Source organism: Streptomyces sp. NPDC002835 (assembly GCF_053591995.1).
Window position 1 is genome coordinate 12,489 of record NZ_JBSFUW010000025.1, and the last position, 21,828, is coordinate 34,316.

At 73.7% G+C, this 21,828-nt stretch carries 17 protein-coding genes and 1 pseudogene; 9 read left to right on the forward strand and 9 right to left on the reverse strand.

The features are described from left to right. Positions 1–52: 52 nt before the first annotated feature. Complete coding sequence (locus ACWD01_RS24525) at positions 53–2,128, reverse strand: neutral/alkaline ceramidase (protein WP_451164940.1); 2,076 nt, start codon at positions 2,126–2,128, stop codon at positions 53–55. Between the two features lie 208 nt (positions 2,129–2,336). Between ACWD01_RS24525 and ACWD01_RS24530 the strand changes: the two genes are divergently transcribed. The 3 genes from ACWD01_RS24530 (at position 2,337) to ACWD01_RS24540 (ending at position 6,393) form a co-directional block, all read left to right on the forward strand. Next, positions 2,337–3,413 (forward strand): AraC family transcriptional regulator, encoded by a 1,077-nt coding sequence (locus ACWD01_RS24530; protein ID WP_451164941.1) that lies wholly within the window; start codon positions 2,337–2,339, stop codon positions 3,411–3,413. Positions 3,414–3,512: 99 nt separating this feature from the next. After that, the gene (locus ACWD01_RS24535; protein ID WP_451164942.1) at positions 3,513–5,276 is read left to right on the forward strand and encodes a SpoIIE family protein phosphatase; all 1,764 of its coding nucleotides are present in this window, start codon (positions 3,513–3,515) and stop codon (positions 5,274–5,276) included. 88 nt (positions 5,277–5,364) lie between these two features. After that, entirely contained in the window at positions 5,365–6,393 is a 1,029-nt protein-coding gene (locus ACWD01_RS24540) for a hypothetical protein (protein ID WP_451164943.1), read from the forward strand. Positions 6,394–6,441: 48 nt separating this feature from the next. On the opposite strand, the gene ACWD01_RS24545 is transcribed toward ACWD01_RS24540, so the two are convergent. From ACWD01_RS24545 to ACWD01_RS24560, 4 genes are all read right to left on the reverse strand, one after another. Next, complete coding sequence (locus tag ACWD01_RS24545) at positions 6,442–7,320, reverse strand: trypsin-like serine protease (RefSeq protein ID WP_451164944.1); 879 nt, start codon at positions 7,318–7,320, stop codon at positions 6,442–6,444. A 175-nt stretch (positions 7,321–7,495) separates the two neighbouring features. Next, a complete protein-coding gene (locus tag ACWD01_RS24550) occupies positions 7,496–8,866 on the reverse strand; it encodes an alpha-lytic protease prodomain-containing protein (RefSeq protein WP_451164945.1) in 1,371 nt (456 codons plus the stop codon). A 66-nt stretch (positions 8,867–8,932) separates the two neighbouring features. Next, positions 8,933–9,919, reverse strand: coding sequence for a LysR substrate-binding domain-containing protein (locus ACWD01_RS24555; protein WP_451164946.1), 987 nt, complete (start codon positions 9,917–9,919; stop codon positions 8,933–8,935). A 63-nt stretch (positions 9,920–9,982) separates the two neighbouring features. Next, complete coding sequence (locus ACWD01_RS24560) at positions 9,983–12,490, reverse strand: SpoIIE family protein phosphatase (RefSeq protein WP_451164947.1); 2,508 nt, start codon at positions 12,488–12,490, stop codon at positions 9,983–9,985. Between the two features lie 113 nt (positions 12,491–12,603). On the opposite strand from ACWD01_RS24560, the gene ACWD01_RS24565 reads away from it, so the two are divergent. Continuing rightward, positions 12,604–13,077, forward strand: coding sequence for a VOC family protein (locus ACWD01_RS24565; RefSeq protein WP_451164948.1), 474 nt, complete (start codon positions 12,604–12,606; stop codon positions 13,075–13,077). Between the two features lie 7 nt (positions 13,078–13,084). Here ACWD01_RS24565 and ACWD01_RS24570 read toward each other — a convergent pair whose 3' ends face one another. Continuing rightward, positions 13,085–13,609, reverse strand: a complete 525-nt coding sequence (locus ACWD01_RS24570) for a GNAT family N-acetyltransferase (RefSeq protein ID WP_451164949.1) — start codon at positions 13,607–13,609, stop codon at positions 13,085–13,087. A 214-nt stretch (positions 13,610–13,823) separates the two neighbouring features. Here ACWD01_RS24570 and ACWD01_RS24575 point away from each other — a divergent pair, with 214 nt between their 5' ends. Then, entirely contained in the window at positions 13,824–14,951 is a 1,128-nt protein-coding gene (locus tag ACWD01_RS24575; protein ID WP_451164950.1) for a GH12 family glycosyl hydrolase domain-containing protein, read from the forward strand. Between the two features lie 205 nt (positions 14,952–15,156). Then, positions 15,157–16,098: a hypothetical protein gene (locus ACWD01_RS24580; RefSeq protein WP_451164951.1), complete on the forward strand. Its 942-nt coding sequence runs from the start codon at positions 15,157–15,159 to the stop codon at positions 16,096–16,098. A 19-nt stretch (positions 16,099–16,117) separates the two neighbouring features. On the opposite strand, the gene ACWD01_RS24585 is transcribed toward ACWD01_RS24580, so the two are convergent. Further along, a complete protein-coding gene (locus ACWD01_RS24585; protein ID WP_451164952.1) occupies positions 16,118–16,702 on the reverse strand; it encodes a DUF2867 domain-containing protein in 585 nt (194 codons plus the stop codon). Positions 16,703–16,892: 190 nt separating this feature from the next. Beyond that, positions 16,893–17,494, reverse strand: a pseudogene (locus ACWD01_RS24590) (flavodoxin family protein). 144 nt (positions 17,495–17,638) lie between these two features. Here ACWD01_RS24590 and ACWD01_RS24595 point away from each other — a divergent pair. Together ACWD01_RS24595 and ACWD01_RS24600 are read left to right on the forward strand one after the other, a co-directional pair. Next, positions 17,639–19,480, forward strand: a complete 1,842-nt coding sequence (locus ACWD01_RS24595; RefSeq protein WP_451164953.1) for a thiamine pyrophosphate-requiring protein — start codon at positions 17,639–17,641, stop codon at positions 19,478–19,480. A 58-nt stretch (positions 19,481–19,538) separates the two neighbouring features. Further along, a complete protein-coding gene (locus ACWD01_RS24600; protein WP_451164954.1) occupies positions 19,539–20,651 on the forward strand; it encodes a carboxylate-amine ligase in 1,113 nt (370 codons plus the stop codon). On the opposite strand, the gene ACWD01_RS24605 is transcribed toward ACWD01_RS24600, so the two are convergent. After that, a complete protein-coding gene (locus ACWD01_RS24605) occupies positions 20,638–21,399 on the reverse strand; it encodes a 2OG-Fe dioxygenase family protein (RefSeq protein WP_451164955.1) in 762 nt (253 codons plus the stop codon). The genes ACWD01_RS24600 and ACWD01_RS24605 overlap by 14 nt on opposite strands. Before the next feature lie 229 nt (positions 21,400–21,628). Between ACWD01_RS24605 and ACWD01_RS24610 the strand changes: the two genes are divergently transcribed. Further along, complete coding sequence (locus ACWD01_RS24610) at positions 21,629–21,784, forward strand: hypothetical protein (protein WP_451164956.1); 156 nt, start codon at positions 21,629–21,631, stop codon at positions 21,782–21,784. Positions 21,785–21,828: the final 44 nt, after the last annotated feature.

A 21,828-nucleotide genomic window follows, 5' to 3' on the forward strand; every position in this document is an offset into this window, starting at 1 on the left:
CACGTAGGCCGTGCACCCGGCACGACCCGCGCCGGGTGCGCACCGCCCCGGGTCATTCGACCCGGAAGGCCCGGGTGGCGCCGCTGAAGGCGCTGATCGGGCCGAGCAGGCTCCTGGCGTCGCCGAAGTGCGCGATCCGGTACGTCCCGGCCGGCGTGCCGGGGGCCACCTTCCAGGTGATGACCGCCTTGGACGTGCCCGTCAGGCCGTTCAGCCGCACCCAGCGGTACGTCGTGTCCCAGTCGCCGTCGTCGAGATGACGGACCCAGCCGCCGTCCACCTGCCGCTGAACCTCGAGGAAGGTCCCGTTCCGGTGCAGGTCGTTCTTCGGGTGGCCGGTCACGAACTCGGCCGTGACCGTGGCTCCCGGCCCGTACGAGGCGGCCGGCTCCGCCAGCAGGTCGCCGAACCGCCGGCCCGTCGGCGGGTTGTCCATCACCACACCGGTCTGCAGCGACGTCTGCCGGTCCGAGTGGTCGGGCGGCGTCGGCCCGCCGCCGGCCGGCGTGCCGTCCCGCAGCGAGGCCGCCAGCGCGGCGAACTCCTGCTGCTGGGCGGGGAGCGTGTACCTGCCGTAGAGGGTGGAACCGCCCTCGTACTGCTGGAGGTCGTACTCCTCCGGCGTGGTCACGTACTGGCTGTACGCGTTGGCGTACCCCTGCATCAGCACGTTCTCCAGCGATACGCCCAGCTCTTCGGCGACCGTGCGGCGGATGCGCAGCCCCGAGACGATCGTGTACTCGGCCGGTCCGGCCACCAGATGGAACTGGCCGATCTTGACGATCTGCAGCGGCAGCACGGTCGGGGTCGTCGGCGTCACCGCGTTGACCAGCCCGGTGGGCACCAGATTCGCCTTCGGGTACTGGCAGCTCACCAGCCACTCGGGCGGGTCGATGCCGAACGGTTCCAGCAGCTTCGCGACCGGGCTGTTCATGCCCTCGGTGAAGCCGGGGATCGCGGGCCCGTCCTCCACGCTGCCGGCGAGCGTCGAGGCGCCGACCATGGCCGGGCAGGTCCGGTGCTCCCTGCCGTCCGGGGTGTACTTCCCGTCGACCGTCACGTCCTCCATGTCCACGAACCGCAGCCGGGAGTCCACGCTGCCGCGCACCGGGACGGCGGCCGCGTCGTGGATCCGCTGCGCCGCCCTGAACTGCCGGTCGCCGATGATCCGCGTGTTCTCGAACTCGTCCTCCGTCGGACCGGAACCGGGCCGCAGATTCAGATTGGGGGACATGTCGCCGGCGTTGGTGTTGGGGAACGCGGCGACGAAGCCATTGCGGTCCTCGAGATAGCGCACGCCCTTGGCGTCGTGCTCCCACTCGTACGCCGCGTAGCCCTTGTTGTCCGGGCTGAGTAGCGTGTTCTTGTTGGTGAGCGACGTGTTGTGGGTGGCGAACCAGCTGATGGCGCCGATGTCGGTGGCGCCCTGCCGGAAGCGCAGCACGGTCATCGCCGGGTCGATCGCGTCGGGGAAGGCGGCCCTGTCGCGGGCGGGGTTCTCCTCGAACGCGGTCCGTGAGCGGTTGACGCTCGCGTTCTTCAGCTCGCCCCTGCCGAGGGTGACGGTGCCCGGCCGCAGATCCTCGTGCGCCTCGGCCACGGATTCGACGATGCCGTCGACGATCGCCCGGTAGGTGTTCTTCTGGAAGCCCAGCGACGCCAGGTTGTAGGCGAGGTGGTGGGAGTGGCCGCCGGTGCCGGCGTGCGTGTGGGTGGCGGACAGCAGGACGTTGCGGTCGCCGTAGAGCGAGCCGTAGCGCCGCCCGAGCTCCGCGACGACGCCCTGCCGCACGGACTGGAAGATCATCGCCAGATCGGCGTTGACGTACACGACCCGCTCGCCGCTGGTCCGGTCGGCCACGACGAAGGCCCGTGAGCGCTGCCGCTGGTGGATGCCGGTCGCCTTCTGCCCGAAGCTCGAGTAGCCCATCATGCCGACCTCGGCGGCCTCCCCGGTCACGTCGGAGATGCCCCGGCCGACGAGATACGTCGTCGGCCCGGACTCCGCGGCCCGCGCGGTCGCCGCGCCGGTCGGGCCGGCTCCCGGTACGACGGCCGGGGCCAGGGCGCCGAGCGCCCCCGCGAGCAGCAGGGAGGCCGCCTTGGAGCTGGTCGTGGGGAACCGCATGCCTACTCCCTCGTACGCCCTCGTGCCGGAACGAAACCGGGCCTGGCCCACTGGAGCCTGGAGCCGGTCGTGACAGGTGTGGCCGAAGGTAACCGCGGTGGGCGGCCGCTGGAGAGGACCGGACCGGCCAGTAACGGGACTTCATCGGCCACCGGCCCTGTCCTCCCGCCGCCCCGGTCCCTACAGTGACCGCCCGGGAGGTGAGGCGATGACGGCGCACGACCCGGCACCCGCCCGGACCGCACAGACACCGCGGCTCGCGGACCCCCGGCACGGGTCCGCGACCATCACCCCCCACCTGCTGCGCTACCTCACCCTGGTGGCCGCCGAACGCGGGCACGACCTGGGCCCCGCCCTGCGCCGCGCGGGGCTGAGCGAGGCCGCCCTCAGCGCGGTCGGCCAGCGGGTGTCCTACCGGCAGGGCAGCTCCGTCATCAGGGAGGCGATACGGGACCTCGGCGATCCGGCGCTCGGCCTCGCGGTGGGCCGCCGCCAGCGGGTCACCGCGTGGGGCCTGGTCGGTCTCGCCCTCCAGGCCAGCCCCACCCTCCACGACGCACTGCTGCTCGGCGTCCGCCACCACGGCGTCACCGGGTCCATGCTCGACTACCGCTTCGAGCGCGTACCGGCCGGCGCCGCGATCCTGGCGACCGCCCGGTACACCGACACCGGACTGCGGGCGTTCCTGCTCGAAGAGGCCTTCGGCAGCATCGTCGCCCTGATCCGGGACGCCTGGCACGAGGAGTTCGCCCCGCACCGCGTCGCCGTACGGCATCCGCGCCCGTCGTACGGGGACGAGTACGAGCACTGGTTCCGCTGCCCCGTCACCTTCTGCGCCCCCGACGACCGGCTGGTCTTCTCCGCAGAGTCCCTGGCCGGCCCGCTGCCCGGCGCGGACGCCTACACCCTCGCCCAGGTCGTCGCGCTCCTCGACGCGGCCCGCGCGCAGGGCAGGGACCGGCAGGACCTGGTGCAGGGGCTGGAGGTGTCGCTCGCCCGGGCGCTGCCCCGGGTGCCGCCGCTCGCCCAGCAGGCGCTGGAGCGCGGCATGAGCGAGCGGACGCTCCGCCGGCGGCTCGCCGAGCACGGCACCAGCTACGAGGCGCTCGTCGACTCCGTGCGGCTGGTGCGGGCCGAGGAACTGATCATGACGAGCGACCTGCCCCTGCACCGGATCGCGGGACTGCTCGGCTTCAGCGACGCCCGCACCCTGCGCCGCGCCGTGACCCGCTGGTTCGGCGCCAGCCCCTCCGCGCTGCGCGGCTCCACGGCACGCCGGCGGTGAGACGTGCCGGCCGGCCACCGGCCCCGGAGTGCCCGCGGATACGTATCAGGTCCTGCAGTCCGGGTGCTCTGCGCGGCGCCGCGCCCCATACTTGATCCAATGACGGCAGGGAAAGGCGGTGCGGTGAGACATCCGGGATGGACGCGGCGGGCCGGGGGACCGGCGGTGCGCCGGGCGGCCGCCGTGGCCGAGCGGTTCAGGATCCGCAGCCGTCTCGAGTGGCTCAGCCTCGCCGGCACCGAGATCGGCACCACGCTCGACCTGGAACGCACGGCGCAGGAGCTGGCCGACTTCGTCGTGCCCCGCCTCGCGGACGGCGCGGCCATCGACCTGCTGGAGTCCGCGCTGCGGGGCGAGCACGTCGAGGCGGGCCGGGACGGCGAGCGGCCCGTGATGCGGGCCATGGCCGTCTCCGCCGTACCGCGCCTCATGGAGCTCGAACCCGACCCGGTGGGCGAACTGGCCTCGGTCAACAAGGACACGATCGCGGTCCGCGCCCTGATGCGCCGGCAGCCGGTGCTGATGAGCCGGCTCTCCCGGGAGGACTTCGCGCAGGTGGCGCCCACCCGCAGCGCCGCGGAGAAGATGCGCGCGGCCGGCGTGCACAGCTACATGGTGGTGCCGCTGATCGCCCGGGGCGTGCTGCTCGGCGTCGCCGACTTCGTCCGGGCCGGCAGCAGACCGCCGTTCTCCCGCACCGATCTCGTGCTCGCCCAGCAACTCGCCTCGCGGGCAGCCGTGTTCGTCGACAACGCCCGGCTGTACAAACGGGAGCGCGAGCAGGTCGTCAGCCTCCAGCGCAACCTGCTGCCGCGGACCACCCCGCAGACGCTCGGCCTCGACGTCCACGCCGACTACGCCCCCACCGCCGACGCGAGTGGTGTCGGCGGCGACTGGTACGACGTGATGGCCCTGCCCGGCGGGCGGACCGCCCTCGTCGTCGGCGACGTGATGGGCCACGGCCTCGCCGCGGCGGCGACCATGGGCCGGCTGCGCGCCATCGCCCGCACCCTGCTCGCCCTCGACACCGTGCCCGAGCGCGTGCTCGCCAGACTGGACCTCGCCGCCCGCGACCTGGAGGACGACCAGGTCGCCACCTGCCTGTGCGCGGTGTACGACCCCGCCACCGGCGAATGCACCCTCGCCACCGCCGGCCATGCGCCGCCGCTGCTGGTGGACGCCGCCGGCAACGCCGAGTACCTCGACGTACCGGTGGGCGCGCCGCTGGGCGCCGGCGTCATCCCGTACGACCCGGCGAAGGTGGCCGTGCCCGCCGGAAGCCGGCTGCTGCTCTACACCGACGGACTGATCAAGACCCGCACCGAGGACGTCGACGTGCAGCTGGCGCGGCTGCGCAAGGCCGTCGCCGCCGCCGGCGCCGCGGAGCTCGAGTCGTGCGAGCTGCTGGCCGGCGACTGGGGCCCCGGCACGCGCTTCGACGAGGCCGTCATGCTGGTCGCCACCGCGTACGCACGCCGCCCGGGGGAGGACCTGGCCGTCTGGACCCTGCCGGCCGACGCCACGGCCGCCTCCGCGGCCCGCAGGCTGGTGGTGCGGCAACTGGCCGACTGGGACCTGGAGGGCCTGGCCGACACCACCGAACTCGTCGTCAGCGAACTCGTCGGCAATGCCCTGCGCTACGGCGGCGGCCCCGGACAACTGCGGCTGCTGCGCCATGAGCGCCTCGTCGTGGAGGTCTCCGACACGGGCCCCGACCTGCCGCTCATCCAGCACGCGACGATCAACGACGAGGGCGGCCGGGGCCTGCAGCTGATCAACATGATGTGCCGGCGCTGGGGTTCGTGCCGCACGTCCGGCGGCAAGGTCGTCTGGGCCGAGCAGGACATCGTGCCCACCGTATGAACCCGTCCCGGGGCGCGCCGCCGGGGAACCGGAACCGGCCGCCCTGCGTAGTACCTGCGGAGAGGTAACGGGACGAGGGGAGTTCACCGTGGCCGCGAGTGCCGTGCGGATCGACGGAAACAGCCTGCTGCTGGGCGCGGGAGTGCGGGTCCGCTTCATCAGGACGCTGCGGCTGCCGGAAACGGGGACGCACCAACTGCCGCCGGGGCTCGGCGAGTTCCCGGTACGGCGCGTCGAGGACCACCTCTCCGCCGTGCCGCCGCAGATGCGCGAGCGGGGCGGCGTGATGCTGCCCGTGTATCTGCGCGAGGCGATGTGGCTCAGCTTCGCGGGCAGCAGCGAGCCGGCCGCCCTCCAGGTCGGCGTCGGCAAGGTCTGCGCCGTGTCCGGCGAGCCGTGGCGCCCCACCTTGACCCGCACCCCGCAGAACTATGTGGTGCTGCCCCGCCAGCCGTGGCTGGACGGCATCAACTCCGGCAGGGGGACGGTACGTCAGTTCGTCGCCGTACCGCTCGGGACGGGCGCCACCATCGAGGGGCAGGTGACCGGCGAGGAGACCTGGGGCGGCGTACAGCTCCAGGCGTACGGACTGTCGCCCGCGGCGCTGGCCGCCTGGCGGGAGGAGGCGCGCGCCCGCGCCGAGCGCGCCGTGGCCGCCCCGGCCGCCGCGCCGATGGCCTTCGGGGCCGCGCCACCGCCGGCGCCCGGGGGAGCGCCGCGGGTCCGGGCGGCGTCCATGGGGCTCGGCGTGGGCGGCTCCATGCGGCAGGAGGTCTACCGCGACGACCGGAGCCCGCGCGATTGGGCGGAGGAGCCCTCCGGCCGGGTCTTCGTGCACCTGGTGACCCCACCGGAGTGGCGGCGCATCACCGGTGAGGACGCGCCGCCGTCGCCCGTCGACCGCGCGGCCTACACGCGCGCCGGGCTGCCCTGGTACGACTACTACGACGAGAGCGCCGCCGGCCTCGCGCCGGCCGGCCCCTTCACGGGTGTGCGGCCCGTCGGCGACTGGCTCGGCGACGACCACACCCCGTGGGAGCCGCCGGCCCCGGAGCAGATCGTGCCGCTCGGCGACGTGCCGAAGCCGGGGAAGGCGGTCGCGGACGGCGACTGGTGATCAGCCGCCGTCCACGGTCCCACCGTCGTCCGGCCCGGGGGCCGGACGTCAGGGCAGCTTCGTGAAGGGCGAGAGGAACGCCCGTGCGCCGGGGGAGTCCAGACGGTACGTCACATTGGTGGCGTAACAGGGGGAATCGCCCGTGATGGTGGTGGACACCAGGGTGCGCCTGCCGTCCAGCACGGCGAAGTTCGGGCCGCCGGAGTCGCCGTAGCAGGCGCCGCCGTTGCCCTGAGGGGCCGTCATGGCGAGGCGCACCCAGGACTTGTTGAGGGCGTCGAAGCCGACGGGCGCCTTCATCCGGACACCGCCGCCGGGGTGCGTGTGACCGCCCGGTCCCCGCTGGGCCTCCTGGGTGCCGTACCCGGCGACCGTGAACGGGGTGTCCTTCAGTCCCTGCGGCCCGAGCGCGTCGAGCGCCCCCGCCTCGGGCAGCGCGGCCGGGGTGAACGACCAGCGGGCCTTCATCTGCGCGGCCGGCAGCTCCACGACGGAGATGTCGCGGGTGTCCACCGCGGGGCCCGGGTACTCGGGGTGGTTGTGCGCGGCGCCCTGGACGCCCACGGCCGCGGCGACGGCCGCCGGGTCGCCGGGGTGCCGGGTGGCCGCCTCGTCGAGGCCGGCCTGCACGTCCTGGTCGAGGGAGACGTAGAACCTGACGTTCTCCGGCCAGTCGGTGGTGCAGTGGGCGGCGGTGAGGAACGTGTCCGCGTCGATCATCGTTCCGGAGCAGACCCAGTCCACCCGGTCCGGGGTGGCGGGGTCGCCGTCGTTGTCCCAGGTGGCGACGAGCGCGCCGACCTCGGTGCGCTCGGGCGCGGGCGTCGCGTTGTACGAGTTGATCGCGGACGACGGCACGGCCGCGCTGAGGACCAGGGCGCAGGCGCCGGCGGCGACGCCGGTCAGACGTATGGGCAGGGCAGTCAAGGGAAACCCTTCGGTGTCGCGGGAAACGGGATCTCCTGTGGAGTGATCGACAGTGAAGCGTGCCGTGGTCGGCGCGGCAAGGGTCCTGGCGCCGCGAAGCGGCGCCGGGACGCGGAAAAGCGCGTGCCGCGGCCCCCCGGCCACGGCACGCGCTCCCTCGGGGAGGCGGTTCGGATCAGAGGCGCTGCCAGAGCGCCGGGACGGCCGGCGGCTCCCAGCCGGTCTGGGCCTGGTGACCCTGCAGACAGCGGTAGGTCGCACCGCCGTAGGTGACCTGGGCGCCCGTCTGGTAGACCGTGCCGGCCGCCCACGTGCCACCCGGCTCACCGGGCTCCTCGGGCGGCTCGCCCGGACCGTCGGTGGTGGTCTTCAGGGTCAGCCCGTATCCCTGGAGCAGCGGGTTGAGGGGCTGGTGATACGTGGTGCCGCCGGTCCGGCAGTTGCCGGAGCCGCCGGAGGTGACGCCCTGCGCCTGGCTGCCGGAGATGTACGAGCCCCCGGAGTCACCGGGCTCGGCGCACACGGTCGTACGGGTCACGCCGGTGATGGTCCCCTCCGGGTACGTGACGCTGGTGTTGTGCTGCGAGATGGTGCCGCAGTGCCAGCCTGTGGTGGACCCGGAGCGGCAGATCGACGCGCCGACCGGCTGCTGCACCGAGCCGGTCACCCGCACGTTCTGACCGCTCTGCCCCTTGACGTACGGGGTCGAGGTCCAGTTGGCGTTCGTCGCCACCCAGGCGGTGTCCCGGCCGGGGAACGTCGACGCCTGGAAGGTCCCCTGCGCCACCTGGTTGTAGCCGCTGGTGGCCGTGCCGGCCCGGCCGCAGTGCCCCGCGGTGGCGAAGCCCTGGGTGGCGCCCCGGGTGACCGCGAAGCCGACGGAGCAACGGCCGCCGCCGCCCATGTAGTACGCGTCGCCGCCGCGGATGTCGTAGAGCGGGCGCGGCTGTTCACGGGTCGGCACGACCCGTATCAGTTCGCGCTCCGCGCCGCTCGCCCCGATCATGGCCTCGGCGGCGGACGTCTCCACGGCCCGGACCACCACGGAGTTGGTGCGGACGTCGACGTACCAGACCGGCACGTCTCTTGAGGAGTTGCGCGCGGCGGCCCGGTCGAGCGCCGCCTTCGTACGGTCGAGTTCGGCCAGCGTGTGGGAGGCGATCTCGGCGTCGGCGCCGGCGCTCCTGATCGCGGCGGCGTCCGCCGCGCTGGTGGTGGCGACGGTCAGCGTGCCCGAGTCGGCGCCCGCCACCCAGGCCCCGGCGAACGAACCGCCGAGCCGCTGCCGGAGCCCGGCCGCGGTGGCTCCCGCCTCGGCCTCGTTCACCAGCCGCCGTTCCGCCTGGGCCCGGGTGAGGCCGAGGTCCCGCTGCATGGCCCGGAGCAGCTCCGGCTGTGCGGCGGACACGGCGAGCGTGTCCGCCGCGGTGCGCGCGGGTTCCGGTCCGGTCTGCTGTGCCGAGGCGGCACCGTGCAGGGCGGTCAGGATCAGCGCGCCCGCGGCGACGGCGCCGACACACGCTGACCTGGCGTGTCTGTGGAGCATGGAAGTCCCCTAGGTTCGGTGGGAGGTGTGCCGAAACCGTAGGGAAGAACAACCCCCGTGCGTCAGCTATCGGTCGGCCCCCTCCACGGCGTTATGGAGGACCGGGCTCCGGTCGGCCAGCCAGCGCGCGTAGCTGGAACTGCGGGCCGCCGCGTCGGCGTGCGCGGCCCGCACATGGCCGACGACGTCGGGGGCCCGCAGCGCCGCCGGCGCCTCCGGATGCCAGCCGAGCAGATGGCGCCAGACCAGCGGCGCGCCGCTGAGCGGACGCGTCACCATGCCGGGGGTCTCGGGGAACGTGGCGCGGCACAGACCCACCGCCCGGCCCACCTGGACCAGATGGACACAGGAGGCGGTGTCCGCCTCGTACACGCACGCCGGGGTGAAGCCCGCCCGGACGCAGGCGGCGGCGAAGCAGTCGGCGAAGCAGCCGTCGCCCGGTACGTCCGTCCACGCCTCCGCCGCCAGTTCGGCCAGCTCGATCTCGGGCCGGGCGGCGAGCGGATGGTCCGCGGCCAGCATCACGAAGACCGGGTCGCGGGCCACCTCCGCCCACGCGAGCCGCCCCGATTCCGGCGGCGCGCTCTCCCCGCACGCGCCGATCAGGGCGTAGTCCAGCCGGCCCTCGGCGGCCGAGGCGGCGATCTCGCGCTCGGACCACGACGTGTGGGTGACCACCGCGACCCCCGGTTCCGCGGTGGCGAGCCGGTCGACGAGCCCGCCCAGGAGCGGGCCGTGGGTGCCGCCGAGCCGGAACGCGCTCCCCGGGCCGCACCCGGCGCCCGTCCGGGCGAACCGCACGGCCTCCTCCTGCAGTTCGTGCACCGCGGGCAGCACGACCCGGGCGCGGTCCAGCACCAGTTCACCGAGCGCGGTGGCCCGCACCCCGCTGCGTCCGCGCTCGAAGAGCGTCCCGCCGAGCGAGCGCTCGATCCTCTTCAACTGCGCGCTGAGCGCCGGCTGGGCGAGCCCCAGCGAGGTGGCCGCCTTGGTGAGACTTCCGGCGTCGGCGATGGCCCGGATCGTTCTCAGGTGCCGCAACTCCAGTTCCATGCCTGGAGCTTGGCGCGCCGGAAGAGCCCCGGCAATAGGCAGGTCCAGACCAAAGTCGCGGCGTCAGGTTCCGTTCGGCGAACCGGGCGGAACCGGCCCGGAGGGAGGCTGGAGAAGCTTCTCGATGCCACCGGGTCCACCGGTCGGCGGAGGCAGCGTCTGCTCCGTCCAGACGGTCTTGCCGGCGCGTGAGTGCCGCGTGCCCCACCGCGCCGTGAGCTGCGCGACCAGCAGCAGACCCCGCCCGCCCTCGTCGGTGCTGCGGGCCCGGCGCAGATGCGGCGAGGTGCTGCTCGGGTCGGACACCTCGCAGATGAGCCGCTGATGGTTGATCAGCCGCAGCATCACGGGCCCGCCCGCGTACCGGTAGGCGTTGGTGACCAGTTCGCTGACGATCAGCTCCGTGGCGAACGCCATGTCCGCCAGCCCCCACGCCGCCAGCTGGTCCGCGGTGAGCCGGCGGGCCCGCGACGGCGCCGTCGGCTCGGCGGGCAGCTCCCAGGTCGCGACCATCTCCGGCGCCAGGGTGAGCGTCTGGGCCAGCAGCAGGGCGACGTCGTCGCTGGGCCGCGCGGGCAGCAGTTCGTCGACCACCGCCTGGGCCATCTCCTCCACCGGCCGGCCGGTACCGCTCAGCGTCGAGCACAGTTTCGCGAGAGCGGCGTCCATGTCCAGCGGGGCGTACTCCAGCAGCCCGTTGGTGTAGAGCGCGAGCACGCTGCCTTCCGCCAGTGTCAGTTCCGCCGCCTCGAAGGGCAGCCCGCCCAGCCCCAGCGGCGGCCCGGCGGGCAGGTCCGGCAGGCTCACCTCTCCCTCCGGCGTCACCACGGCGGGCGGCGGGTGCCCGGCCCGGGCGACGGAGCACAGCCGGGTCACCGGGTCGTACACGGCGTACAGACACGTCGCGCCCACCACCTGCTCGCCGGGACCGCCCTCGACGTCGTGCTCCTGCTCCCCGGCCAGCCGGGTCACCAGGTCGTCGAGATGCGACAGCACCTCGTCGGGCTCCAGGTCGAGGTCGGCCAGCGTGTGCACGGCGGTGCGCAGCCGGCCCATGGTCGCCGCGGCGTTGATGCCGTGCCCGACGACGTCGCCGACGACGAGGGCCACCCGGGCGCCGGAGAGCGGAATGACGTCGAACCAGTCCCCGCCGACCCCCGTCGCACCGCCGGCCGGCATGTACCGGTGGGCGACGACGACCGCCGGGTGCGCGGGCAGGTCACGCGGCAGCAGCCGCCGCTGCAGCGTCAGCGCCGCCCGGTGCTGCTGGGTGAAGCGGCGCGCGTTGTCCAGGGAGACCGCCGCCCGCGCCGCCAGCTCGCCGGCCAGGGTGAGGTCGTCCTCCTCGAACGGCTCCGGAAGCCGCGAGCGCCACAGGCTCACGAACCCGAGGACCAGCCCGCGCGCAGTCAGCGGCACCACCATCAGCGAGTGCACGGCCAGGGCCGCCTCCCGGACCCCGGGCCCCCGGGCGGTGACGAGGTCCGTGATGTCGATGAACGGCTCCAGCACCGGACGCCCGGTCGCCAGGCACCGCGCCTGCGGCGACCCCTCGGGGAACGAATTGACCGTGCCCACCGGGAACAGCAGAGCCTCCGTCTCCGGCGTGACGGTCGTGTACGCCGTCCTGCGGACCGGTCCGCCGCCCCCGTCCGCGACCGGTTCCTCGCCGCGGCTGATCGCTTCCAGCAGGTCCACGCAGGCGCAGTCGGCGAGCCCCGGCACTGCGGCCCGTACCAGCTCCTGCGCCGTCCGCCGGACGTCCAGGGTGGTCCCTATGGTGGCGCCCGCCTCGGTGAGCAGCGCCAGCCGGCGCCGGGCCCGATGGCCGTCCGTGACGTCCTCGACCAGCTGCGTCACCCCCAGCACCCGGCCGCCCGCGTCCTCGATGCGGAACCCGGACATGGAGACGAACCGCTCCCTGCCCGGATCGGCCGCCATCCGGCACGGCTGCTCGGTGAAGATCATCGGTGTGCCGGTGCGCAGCACCTCGCGCAGCCCCGCCTCCACCATCTCCGCGTCCGCCGGGACGAGAAAGTCGCCGATGCGGTGGCCGCGCGTCTCCTCCGGGGTGACGCCGCCGATGTGGGCGATCGCCCGGTTGACCCGCAGGATGTTCATATCGGGGTCGAGCACCGCCAGTCCGACCGGCGATCTGCGGAACAGCCCGTCCATCACCGACCGGTCGATCTCCCACTGCACCACCTCCTCCGCCGGCGCGGCCACGAGAAACCACTCGCGACCTCCCTCCATCCGCGTCACCCGGCGGGCCCGGACGCCGAAGCCCAACCTGCGCCCGTCACGCGCACGCACGGGCACGACCCCGAACCAGCCCCGCCGCCGGACGCAGGCCGCCGTCGCCTCCAGCACGAGGTCCACGTCGGCGGGGTCCACCAGCACCTCCACCGCGCGGCGCCCGAGCACCTCCGCGGCCGACCAGCCGACCAGTGCGCGGGCGCGGTCGCTCCAGCCGGTCACCCGGCCGTGGCGGTCCAGCACCACGGAGGCGGCTCGACCGTGTGCGTACGGGTCCTCCGGGCTCTCACCGATCAGGATCACGGATCCGGTCATCGGTCCTATCCTGCGCCCGGTCCCGCAGGCACGCGAGCGATGAATTCCGGGCGGCGCGGCGGTCACAGGGAGACAGTGGGTACAGGCCCGCACCGACACACCAGGAGGCCGCCATGCCGCGCATCACGCCCAACCTGTGGTTCGACACCCAGGGCAGGGAAGCCGCCGAGTTCTACGTCTCCGTGTTCCCGAATTCGCGGATCAAGCACGTCTCGTACTACGGCTCGGCCGGCCCCAGGCCCGCCGGCACCGTGCTGACCGTCGACTTCGAGCTCGACGGCCAGGAATACACCGCGATCAACGGGGGCCCGGAGTTCACCTTCGACGAGGCGATCTCCCTGCTGATCAACTGCGCCGACCAGGAGGAGGTCGACTACTACTGGAAGAAGCTCGGCGAGGGCGGGCAGGAAGGCCCCTGCGGCTGGCTGAAGGACAAGTACGGCCTGTCCTGGCAGGTCGTGCCCGCGGCGCTGGGGGAGCTGCTGGAGGGCGAGGACGAGGAACGGTCGCAGCGCGTGATGTCCGCCATGCTCTCCATGGGGAAGATCGACGTCGCCGCTCTGTACGAGGCCGCCGACCGCGCGTGACCCGCGTCTACGCGGGCGGCGCCGGGAAGGCGTAGAGGACCTGGGGCTCGTCCCACTCGACTAACGAGTCCTCCACCGTGGCCCCGAGGGCCTCGAGGAGCCGTCGCGACCGCAGGTTCGCCTGCTGGGTCAGGGCGACCACCCCGGGCGCGCCCGACGGCGCGTCGCCCCGCGCCCAGGCCACCGCGGCGGCCACGGCCTCGCGGCCGTAGCCCCGGCCCCAGTGCTCGGGAAGCAGCTGGTACGACACCTCGGTCCGGCCGTCCCTGGCCCCGAGCTCCACCGTCACCAGGCCGACGACGGCGCCGTCCGCCCGCCGCGCCACGGCGAAGACTCCCGGGGCGCCGACGCACCTCTTCTCCCGGATGCGTACGACGCTGCCGGCGACCGGCCCGCCGAGGTGCCGCCGGACCTCGAGGTCGGTCCACAGGCGCGCGATCTCCGGTACGTCCGCGGCGGCGACGGGACGCAGCGCCAGCCGGCGCGTCGTGAGGGCGGCGGGCCGGACGGCGGCCCCGGAAGCGGAAGGCATGACGGCGATCATGGCACGGGCCGGTGCGCACCGGTGCGCGGCCGGGCCGGACACGACGCGGCGGCGGCACTCGTCGCGTCCGCCGCTGCGTCAAGCCTTGAACGGAAGCGATGAATCGGAGCCGTGCGTCTTGTCAGGAGTTCGAAAGACTCCTACAGTCCAGCAGCGAATGGGAGCGCTCCCACGGCATTTTCCCCACTGCTGAAGGAACACCATGCGACACCGCTTACGCGCCTTGACGACGGCCCTGCTGCTCCTGCTGGGAGCACCGGCCGCACTGCTGTCGGCCGCGCCCGCCGCGCAGGCCGCCGCGGAGATCTGCGACCAGTACGGCACCACGACGATCCAGGACCGGTACATGGTCCAGAACAACCGCTGGGGCACCAGCGCCACCCAGTGCCTCGACGTGACCGGCACCGGCTTCACCCTCACCCGGGCCGACGGTTCGGTGCCCACGAACGGGGCGCCGAAGTCCTATCCCTCGGTCTTCAACGGCTGCCACTACACCCAGTGCTCGCCCGGCACCCAGCTGCCGAAGCAGCTCAGCACCATCGGGTCCGCGCCCACCAGCGTCACGTACGGCTACGTCGACAACGCGGTCTACAACGCCTCGTTCGACATCTGGCTCGACCCCCAGCCCAGGACCGACGGCGTCAACCGCACCGAGATCATGATCTGGTTCAACCGGGTCGGCCCCATCCAGCCCATCGGTTCGCGGACCGGCTCCGCGACCGTCGGCGACCGTCAGTGGGAGGTGTGGACGGGCAACAACGGCGGCAACGACGTGATCTCCTTCGTGGCTCCGTCCGCCGTCAGCAGCTGGTCCTTCGACGTCATGGACTTCATCGACCAGACCGTCAGCCGGGGCATGGCCGCCCCCGACTGGTATCTCACGAGCGTCCAGGCCGGCTTCGAGCCCTGGCAGGGCGGCGCGGGTCTGTCGGTCGGGTCCTTCTCGTCGACGATCAGCGCGGACGGCGGTGGCGGCGGTGGCGGCGGGGAGGAGCCTCCCGGCGAGCCGGCGGGCACCTGCCAGGTCGGCTACGCCACCCAGTCGTGGCCCGGCGGCTTCACGGCAGAGGTGACCATCAGGAACGCCGGCACCGCACCCGTGGACGGCTGGAACGTGGCCTTCACCCTGCCTACGGGCCAGCGCGTCACCAACGCGTGGAACGCCACGGTCGCACCGGCCACCGGCACGGTGACGGCACGCGACGCGGGCTTCAACGGGCGCATCCAGGCCGGTGGCACCCAGTCCTTCGGCTTCCAGGGGACGTACACCGGCGCCTTCGCCGAGCCGGACCGGTTCACGCTCAACGGGACGGCCTGCTCCGTCGTCTGACGGACCGGCCCGTTCCCGGCACGGCTCACCCGGCGCCCCTGAAGGCGCGGCCGGGTGGCGCGGCTCCGTCGGTCCCCCGCACGAGGGGGCGGGGGACCGACGGTTCACGCACGGCGCCGGCTGACCCGGCCTGACACGGCCGGTGCCCGGTGCGACCCTGGGAAGCGGCACGGTGTCCGGCGGGGGAGGGACCGTAAGGAGCCCGGTGGATCTGGAAAGCACCCTCGACGAGCTGTACGCGCTGCGCCCCCAGGAGTTCACCGCGGCCCGCGACGCCCGCGCGGCCGAGGCCCGCCGGGCCGGTGACCGCGAACTGGCCGACCGGATCCGGGCCCTGCGCCGGCCCACCCTGTCCGCCTGGGCCGGCAATCTGCTGGTCCGCCGGGAGCCCGAGCGGATCCGGCCGCTGATCAGCCTCGGCGAGGGCCTGCGCGACGCCCACCGGAACCTCGACGGCGAGCAGCTGCGCGAGCTCGGCAGACAGCAGCACCTCCTGGTCGGCGCGCTGGCCCGGGAGGCCCGGCGGCTGGCGGCGGAGGCGGGACAGCCCGTGGGGGAGTCCGCGGTCCACGAGATCGAGGCCACCCTGCACGCGGTGCTCGCCGACCCGGACGCCGCGCGGCAGTGGGCGGCCGGTCACCTCGACAAGCCGCTGAGCGCCCCCGTCGGCTTCACCGGCCTGGAGGCGGGTGCCGACGCCGGACCCGAGCCGGCCGCGCGGCGCACCCGCGCGGAGAGCAAGGCGACCACGGAGACCACGGAGACCACGGAGACCACGGAGACCACGGAGACCACGGAGACCACGGATCGTGCGGACCCTGCCGACCGCCGACGTCGCGAGAAGCTCGACCGCGCCAGGCAGGACGCCCGGGCAGCCGAGGAACAGGCCCGCGAGAGCGAGCAGGCACGCGAAGAGGCCACGGCGGCGCTGGAGCGGGAGCAGGCCGCCTTCGAGGAAGCGCGGGAGCGGGCGGCCTCGCTCGCCAGTGCGCTCGAGGAGGCTCAGGACCGGCAGCGGCGGACCGAGAGCGCGTTGCGCGAGGCCCGGGACCGGGTCCGCCGGGCGGAGCGGACGGCCCGCGACGCCCGCCGCCGCGCGGACAAGGCGGGCGCGGCGGCGGACCGGCTGTCGGCCGACGGCGGATGACGCGCCGGCCGGCCCGGCCTCAGGGGGCGGGCGTCGCCTTCCAGCTCTGCTCGATGCCCCGCATCAGCGGCGGATACACGAGCACGTGCCGGAACGGGGCGATCGCGGCCATGTAGGCCCGTCCCCAACGGCCGTTCGGCTTCACCAGGACGGCCATCTGTCCCCGGTGACCCCCCTTGCCGTCCGGGACCCAGCTCAGATGCATCACACCGTGCATCGTCCGGTTGGCCATCTCGGCCGCCCATTCGTCCGCTGCCAGATAGAGCGGGGTGAACGGCAGCCGCTCGAATTCCGGACCGGACGGCCCGTCCCGCAGATCGGCCGGCAGCCGGTCACGCAGCGTCGGCACCCGGGAGCCGAGACCCGAGCCCGGACGGTCCCAGCCGAACAGCTCCCCGAGCCGCCACCGGACGGCGAACAGCGCGCGGGCGACCCGGGACGGGTTGTTCGCCGTGTCGCCGCCGGCCGCCTGCCGCACCAGCCGCGGGAAGTCGTCGGGTCCTCCCGGGGTCGGCAGCGCCCACACGTCGTACAGGCGGAAGTCCGGTGCGATCTCGTGGATCCGCCACGGCCGGGACGTGTGTGCGGTGCTCCGGAGCTTCATGCGTGCCTCCACCTGTTCGGTGACGGCCGGGGGCCGCAGTGCGCGCGGCCCGGCTCGTCGTGATCCACGACGAAGTCTCCCCCGCCGCGACCGGCGTGGCATCGGCCTCCGGGTCGATCCCGCTCCGCCGCGCGGGTGAGGCGGCGGGCCGCCCCGGCACAGATCCGAAGGGCCACGGCCCCGCGGCCGTTCACCCGGGCGGGGCCCCCAGCGGATTCGCCGCAAGTGCCTTCGCGGCGCCGAACAGGTTGGCCGCCATCGCCCGGCCCGTCTTGTGCGACCAGTCGCGTCCCCGCTCGTCGTCGAGATAGTCCGGTCCCGGTCCCAGGTGCCAGTACGTCCACGACTGACCCGGGACGGTGTAGCCGATGTCGCCCAGGGCCCCGGAGATCTCGCTGATCACATGATGCGCGCCGTCCTCGTTGCCGGTCACGACCACGCCCGCGACCCGGTTGTAGGCGACGGGGCGGCCGTCGTCGTCCGTCTCGGAGAGCATGGCGTCCATCCGCTCCAGCACCCGCTGGGCGACGGACGAGGGGCGGCCCAGCCAGGTGGGCGAGGCCATGACAAGATCTGGGACGCCAGCAGCTTCTCGTGGACCTGAGGCCACTGGTCGCCGGGGCCGACGGCCTCGCTCACCACGCCCGGCCTGATGTCCAGGTCCACCGCCCGGATGATTTCCACCTCCGCCCCGTACTGCTCGAGTTGTCCGGCGACGACGGTCGCCGGCGCATGGGTGTTGGAGGGGTCCGGGGACGTCTTCAGCGTGCAGTTGATCACCAGTGCCTTCATGTGCCGAGCCGTACCCCTTCGGGCCGCCCGCACCCTGTGCGCCGGGCCGACCGGGTGACACCCCCAGGTTTCCGCCGCCGCCCGCACGGTTACCCAGGACAAGCCGGGACAACTGAGCGCACAGCACGGAGGAGCGGAACACCGATGGCCGAGGCGAAAGTATCCGACTACGTCCTCCAGCGGCTGCGGGACTGGGACGTGACCCATGTCTTCTCCTACGCGGGGGACGGCATCAACGGTCTGCTCGCGGCCTGGGGCCGGGCGGACAACCACCCGAAGTTCGTCCAGTCGCGCCACGAGGAGATGTCGGCCTTCCAGGCCGTCGGCTACGCCAAGTTCTCCGGCAAGGTCGGGGTCTGCGCCGCCACCTCCGGGCCGGGCGCCATCCATCTGCTCAACGGGCTCTACGACGCGAAGCTCGACCACGTACCGGTCGTCGCGATCGTCGGGCAGACCAACCGCAGCGCGATGGGCGGCTCCTACCAGCAGGAGGTCGACCTGAACAGCCTGTTCAAGGACGTGGCCTCCGACTTCTGCGAGACGGCGACCGTCCCCGAGCAGCTGCCCAACCTCATCGACCGGGCAATGCGCACCGCGTACGCCCGGCGGACCGTGACCGCCGTCATCATCCCCGCCGACGTGCAGGAACTGGACTACAGCCCGCCCAAGCACGCCTTCAAGATGGTCCCCTCCAGCATGGGCATCGGACGCTACGCCCCGGTGCCCGCCGACGAGGACCTGGAACGCGCCGCCGAGGTTCTCAACGCCGGCGAGAAGGTGGCCGTCCTCGTCGGCCAGGGCGCCCGCACCGCGCGCACCGAGGTCGAACGGCTCGCGGACGTGCTGGGCGCCGGTGTCGCCAAGGCGCTGCTCGGCAAGGACGTCCTGCCCGACGACCTGCCGTACGTGACCGGGGCGATCGGGCTCCTGGGCACCCGGCCCTCGTACGAGCTGATGCGGGACTGCGACACCCTGCTGGTGATCGGCTCCAGTTTCCCGTACACCCAGTTCCTGCCGGAACTGGACCAGGCGCGGGCCGTGCAGATCGACATCGACCCGCACATGATCGGCATGCGGTACCCCTTCGAGGTGAACCTCGTCGGCGACGCCCGCGAAACCCTGCGGCGGCTCCTGCCGAGGCTGCACCGCAAGGAGAGCCGCACCTGGCGGGACGGGATCGAGCAGAGCGTCGACCGCTGGTGGGAGGTCATGCAGCGCAGGGCCGCCGTCGACGCCGACCCGATCAACCCCGAGTACGTCGTCCACGCCCTCGACGGCATGCTCCCCGACGACGCCATCATCACCGCCGACTCCGGCTCGGCCGCCAACTGGTACGCCCGCCACCTGCGGATGCGCGGCCGGATGCGCGGCTCCCTCTCCGGGACGCTCGCCACCATGGGCCCCGGCGTCCCGTACGCCATCGGGGCCAAGTTCGCGCACCCCGACCGGCCCGCGATCGCCATCGTCGGCGACGGAGCCATGCAGATGAACGGCATGATGGAGCTGGTCACCGCGGTGAAGTACCGGCACGAGTGGTCCGACCCCCGGCTGATCGTGGCCGTGCTCAACAACGGCGACCTCAACCAGGTCACCTGGGAGATGCGCGCCATGTCCGGCGCCCCGCAGTTCGAGGAGTCCCAGCACATCCCCGACCTGCCGTACGCCGACATCGCCGAGCGGATCGGCCTGGGGGGTGTACGGGTCGAGAAGCCCAAGCACGTCGAGGCCGCCTGGAAGCAGGCGCTCGCCGCCGACCGGCCCTTCGTCATCGACTTCCGCACCGACCCGGCCGTCCCGCCGATCCCGCCGCACGCCTCGCTCGACCAGATCCAGGCCGCCGCGGCCGCGATCGTCCAGGGCGACAGCGACCGCGCGTCGGTGCTCAAGCAGGGCTTCAAGGCCAAAGTGCAGGAGTTCCTGCCCGGGACCCGGCACCGCGGTGACCGTTCCGGTGCGACGGACGACAGCACGGCCGGCGAGAGGTGACACCGCGTCGTCGCACGCCCCGCTCGCGTCCCGGGCCGGCCGCAGGGACCGCGGGGGCATGAGCGTCACCATCGGAGTGGAGGAGGAGTTCTTCCTCGTCCGGACCGACAGCCGGGCCGTCGAGCCGGCCGGCGGCCGCGTCGTGGCCCGCGCCCGTGAAACCGTCGGGGACCTGGTCGCCGGCGAGTTCCACGAGGGCCAGCTCGAGGTGCGGACCCCGCCGTGCGACGACACCGCCGCGCTGCTGCGGCAGCTCACCGCCGTACGGGCGGCCGCCCGCGACGCCTGCGGTCCGGACGGCGTCGCCCTGTGCGCCTCGGGCACGCCCGTCCTCGGTGGCCCGGGAGCCCGAGTGCTCGGCGACCATCCCCGCTACCACGCGGGCGTACGGCAGTTCGGCAGCATGCTCGACGACTTCACCGTCTGCTCCGCCCATGTCCATGTGCATGTGCCGGACCGCGAAGTGGCCGTGCTGACCGCGAACCATCTGCGCCCCTGGCTGCCGCTGCTGGTGGCCATGAGCGCCAACTCGCCGTTCTTCGAGGGCCGCGACACCGGCTACGCGAGCTGGCGGACCGTCGTCCGCGGCCGCTTCCCCGCGCTGAGCGCCCCGCCGTACGTCGACTCCCTCGCCCACTACGAGCGGCTGACGGCGGCACTCCAGGAGTCCGGGGCGATGCTCGACGCCAGGCTCCCGTTCTGGGACGTACGGCCCAACCCGCGGGTGCCGACGCTGGAGGTCCGCGTCATGGACGTCCCGGCGGACGCCGCCGAAACCGCCGCCCTGACCGCCCTCGTCAGGGCCCTGGTCGTGCGCTCCGCCGAGCGGGTGCGGAACGGCGACAACGGCGAGGCCGTCTGCGGTGAGCTGCTGCGCGCCGCCTACTGGCGCGCGGCGCGCGACGGCTGGCCGGGCAGCGGCCCGGACGCCCTCACCGGGAGCGTCGTGCCGTTCGCCGAACAGGCGCGGCGGCTGGTCGACCACGTACGGCCGCAGCTGGAGGAGTGCGGCGACCTCGAGGAGACCGCCGCCCTCCTGCGGCGGCTGGACCGGCACGGCTGCGGGGCCCAGCGGCAGCGGGCGTCGTGGGCGCGCCGCTCACGCCTGACCGACGTCGTCGACGACCTGCTCGCCGCCACCGCCGGAACGGGCGGCGTCAGTCCGGCGTGAGGGTGGTCACCAGCACGTCGCGACGGGCCGGGGCACCGGCGTCGACCGGCCTGATGGGCGACACGCCGTGCAGGGTGGCCCGGTCGTCGGAGAGCAGCAGGCTCGCCGGTTCGTCCAGCGTCACCGACAGCACCTCCTCGCCCTCGGGGCTGTAGACGGTGCTCTCCCCGCCGGTGGCGTTGTCGCGGCCGATCAGCAGCGACGACACCAGCGTGACGCCGTCCCGGTGCCGGCCCTCCGGAGTGGGCTCCCCGCCGCCGTCCGCCGTGGCGAGGACCCGGAAGGGATGCACCTTGACGCTCCACCGCTCTGCGCTGTCCAGCGCGCCGGCTGTCCGGCCCAGTACGCCGAGGACCGACCGCAGCACCGGGTCGGCGACGAAGGCGCCGGTCAGCGGGTCGAAGTGACGGTCCACCGTCTCGTACAGCGGATTGGTGTTGTCGGGCTGGACGAACACGGTGTGCGGCAGGAGCCGCAGCTCGCCGGTCGCGGGCACGAAGGAGAAATGACCGTAGCGCCGCAGTCTGCGGGTGCCGCGCCGTGCCGCGTACTCGTCCTGTGACAGGTCGTCCCAGTGGGCCGCGAAGCGGGCCCAGTCGGCCTCGTCGGTCCCGGTGCAGGCCAGGACGTCGGCCGAGGGCATCAGATGTACGCCCTCGCCGGCCAGCGCGGCGCGAGCCGTCTCCTCGGCGGTTCGCGCGGCGGCGTGTCCGGCCGCCGGGTCTTGGAAGTCGGTCAGGGGATCCACGGTCTGCCACCGCCCTTTCTCCGGTGCTGCGCCTGTGTTCGGACCGGGTGCCATCATCGGCGGCCCGCACACCCGGCGCACCTCAGCGCAGTGCCGGCGGTCCGCCCGCCGCTCATGATTGGCGTCCGCGGGTGTGGGAACCCGCCACTGCGTGCCGACCGGGTTCCCGCTGTCACGGGTTCGGCACCCCGTAAGGCGGCAGCCGGCTGAGACGGTGAGGAGTGGTCCCATGAGCGAGCAGACGCCCTCACAGGCCGAGGGCGAACGTCCCGAGGACGAACTCGGCCCGAACTACGCGCGGACGACCCCGTCGCAGGCGGAAGGCGAACGGGACGAGGAGGTCGGGGAGCCGGCGACCGAGGAGAAGACCGGCCCCGGGAACTGACGCGGCCCGAGGCGCCGACGGCGCGCCGTGGGCCTTCCGTACGG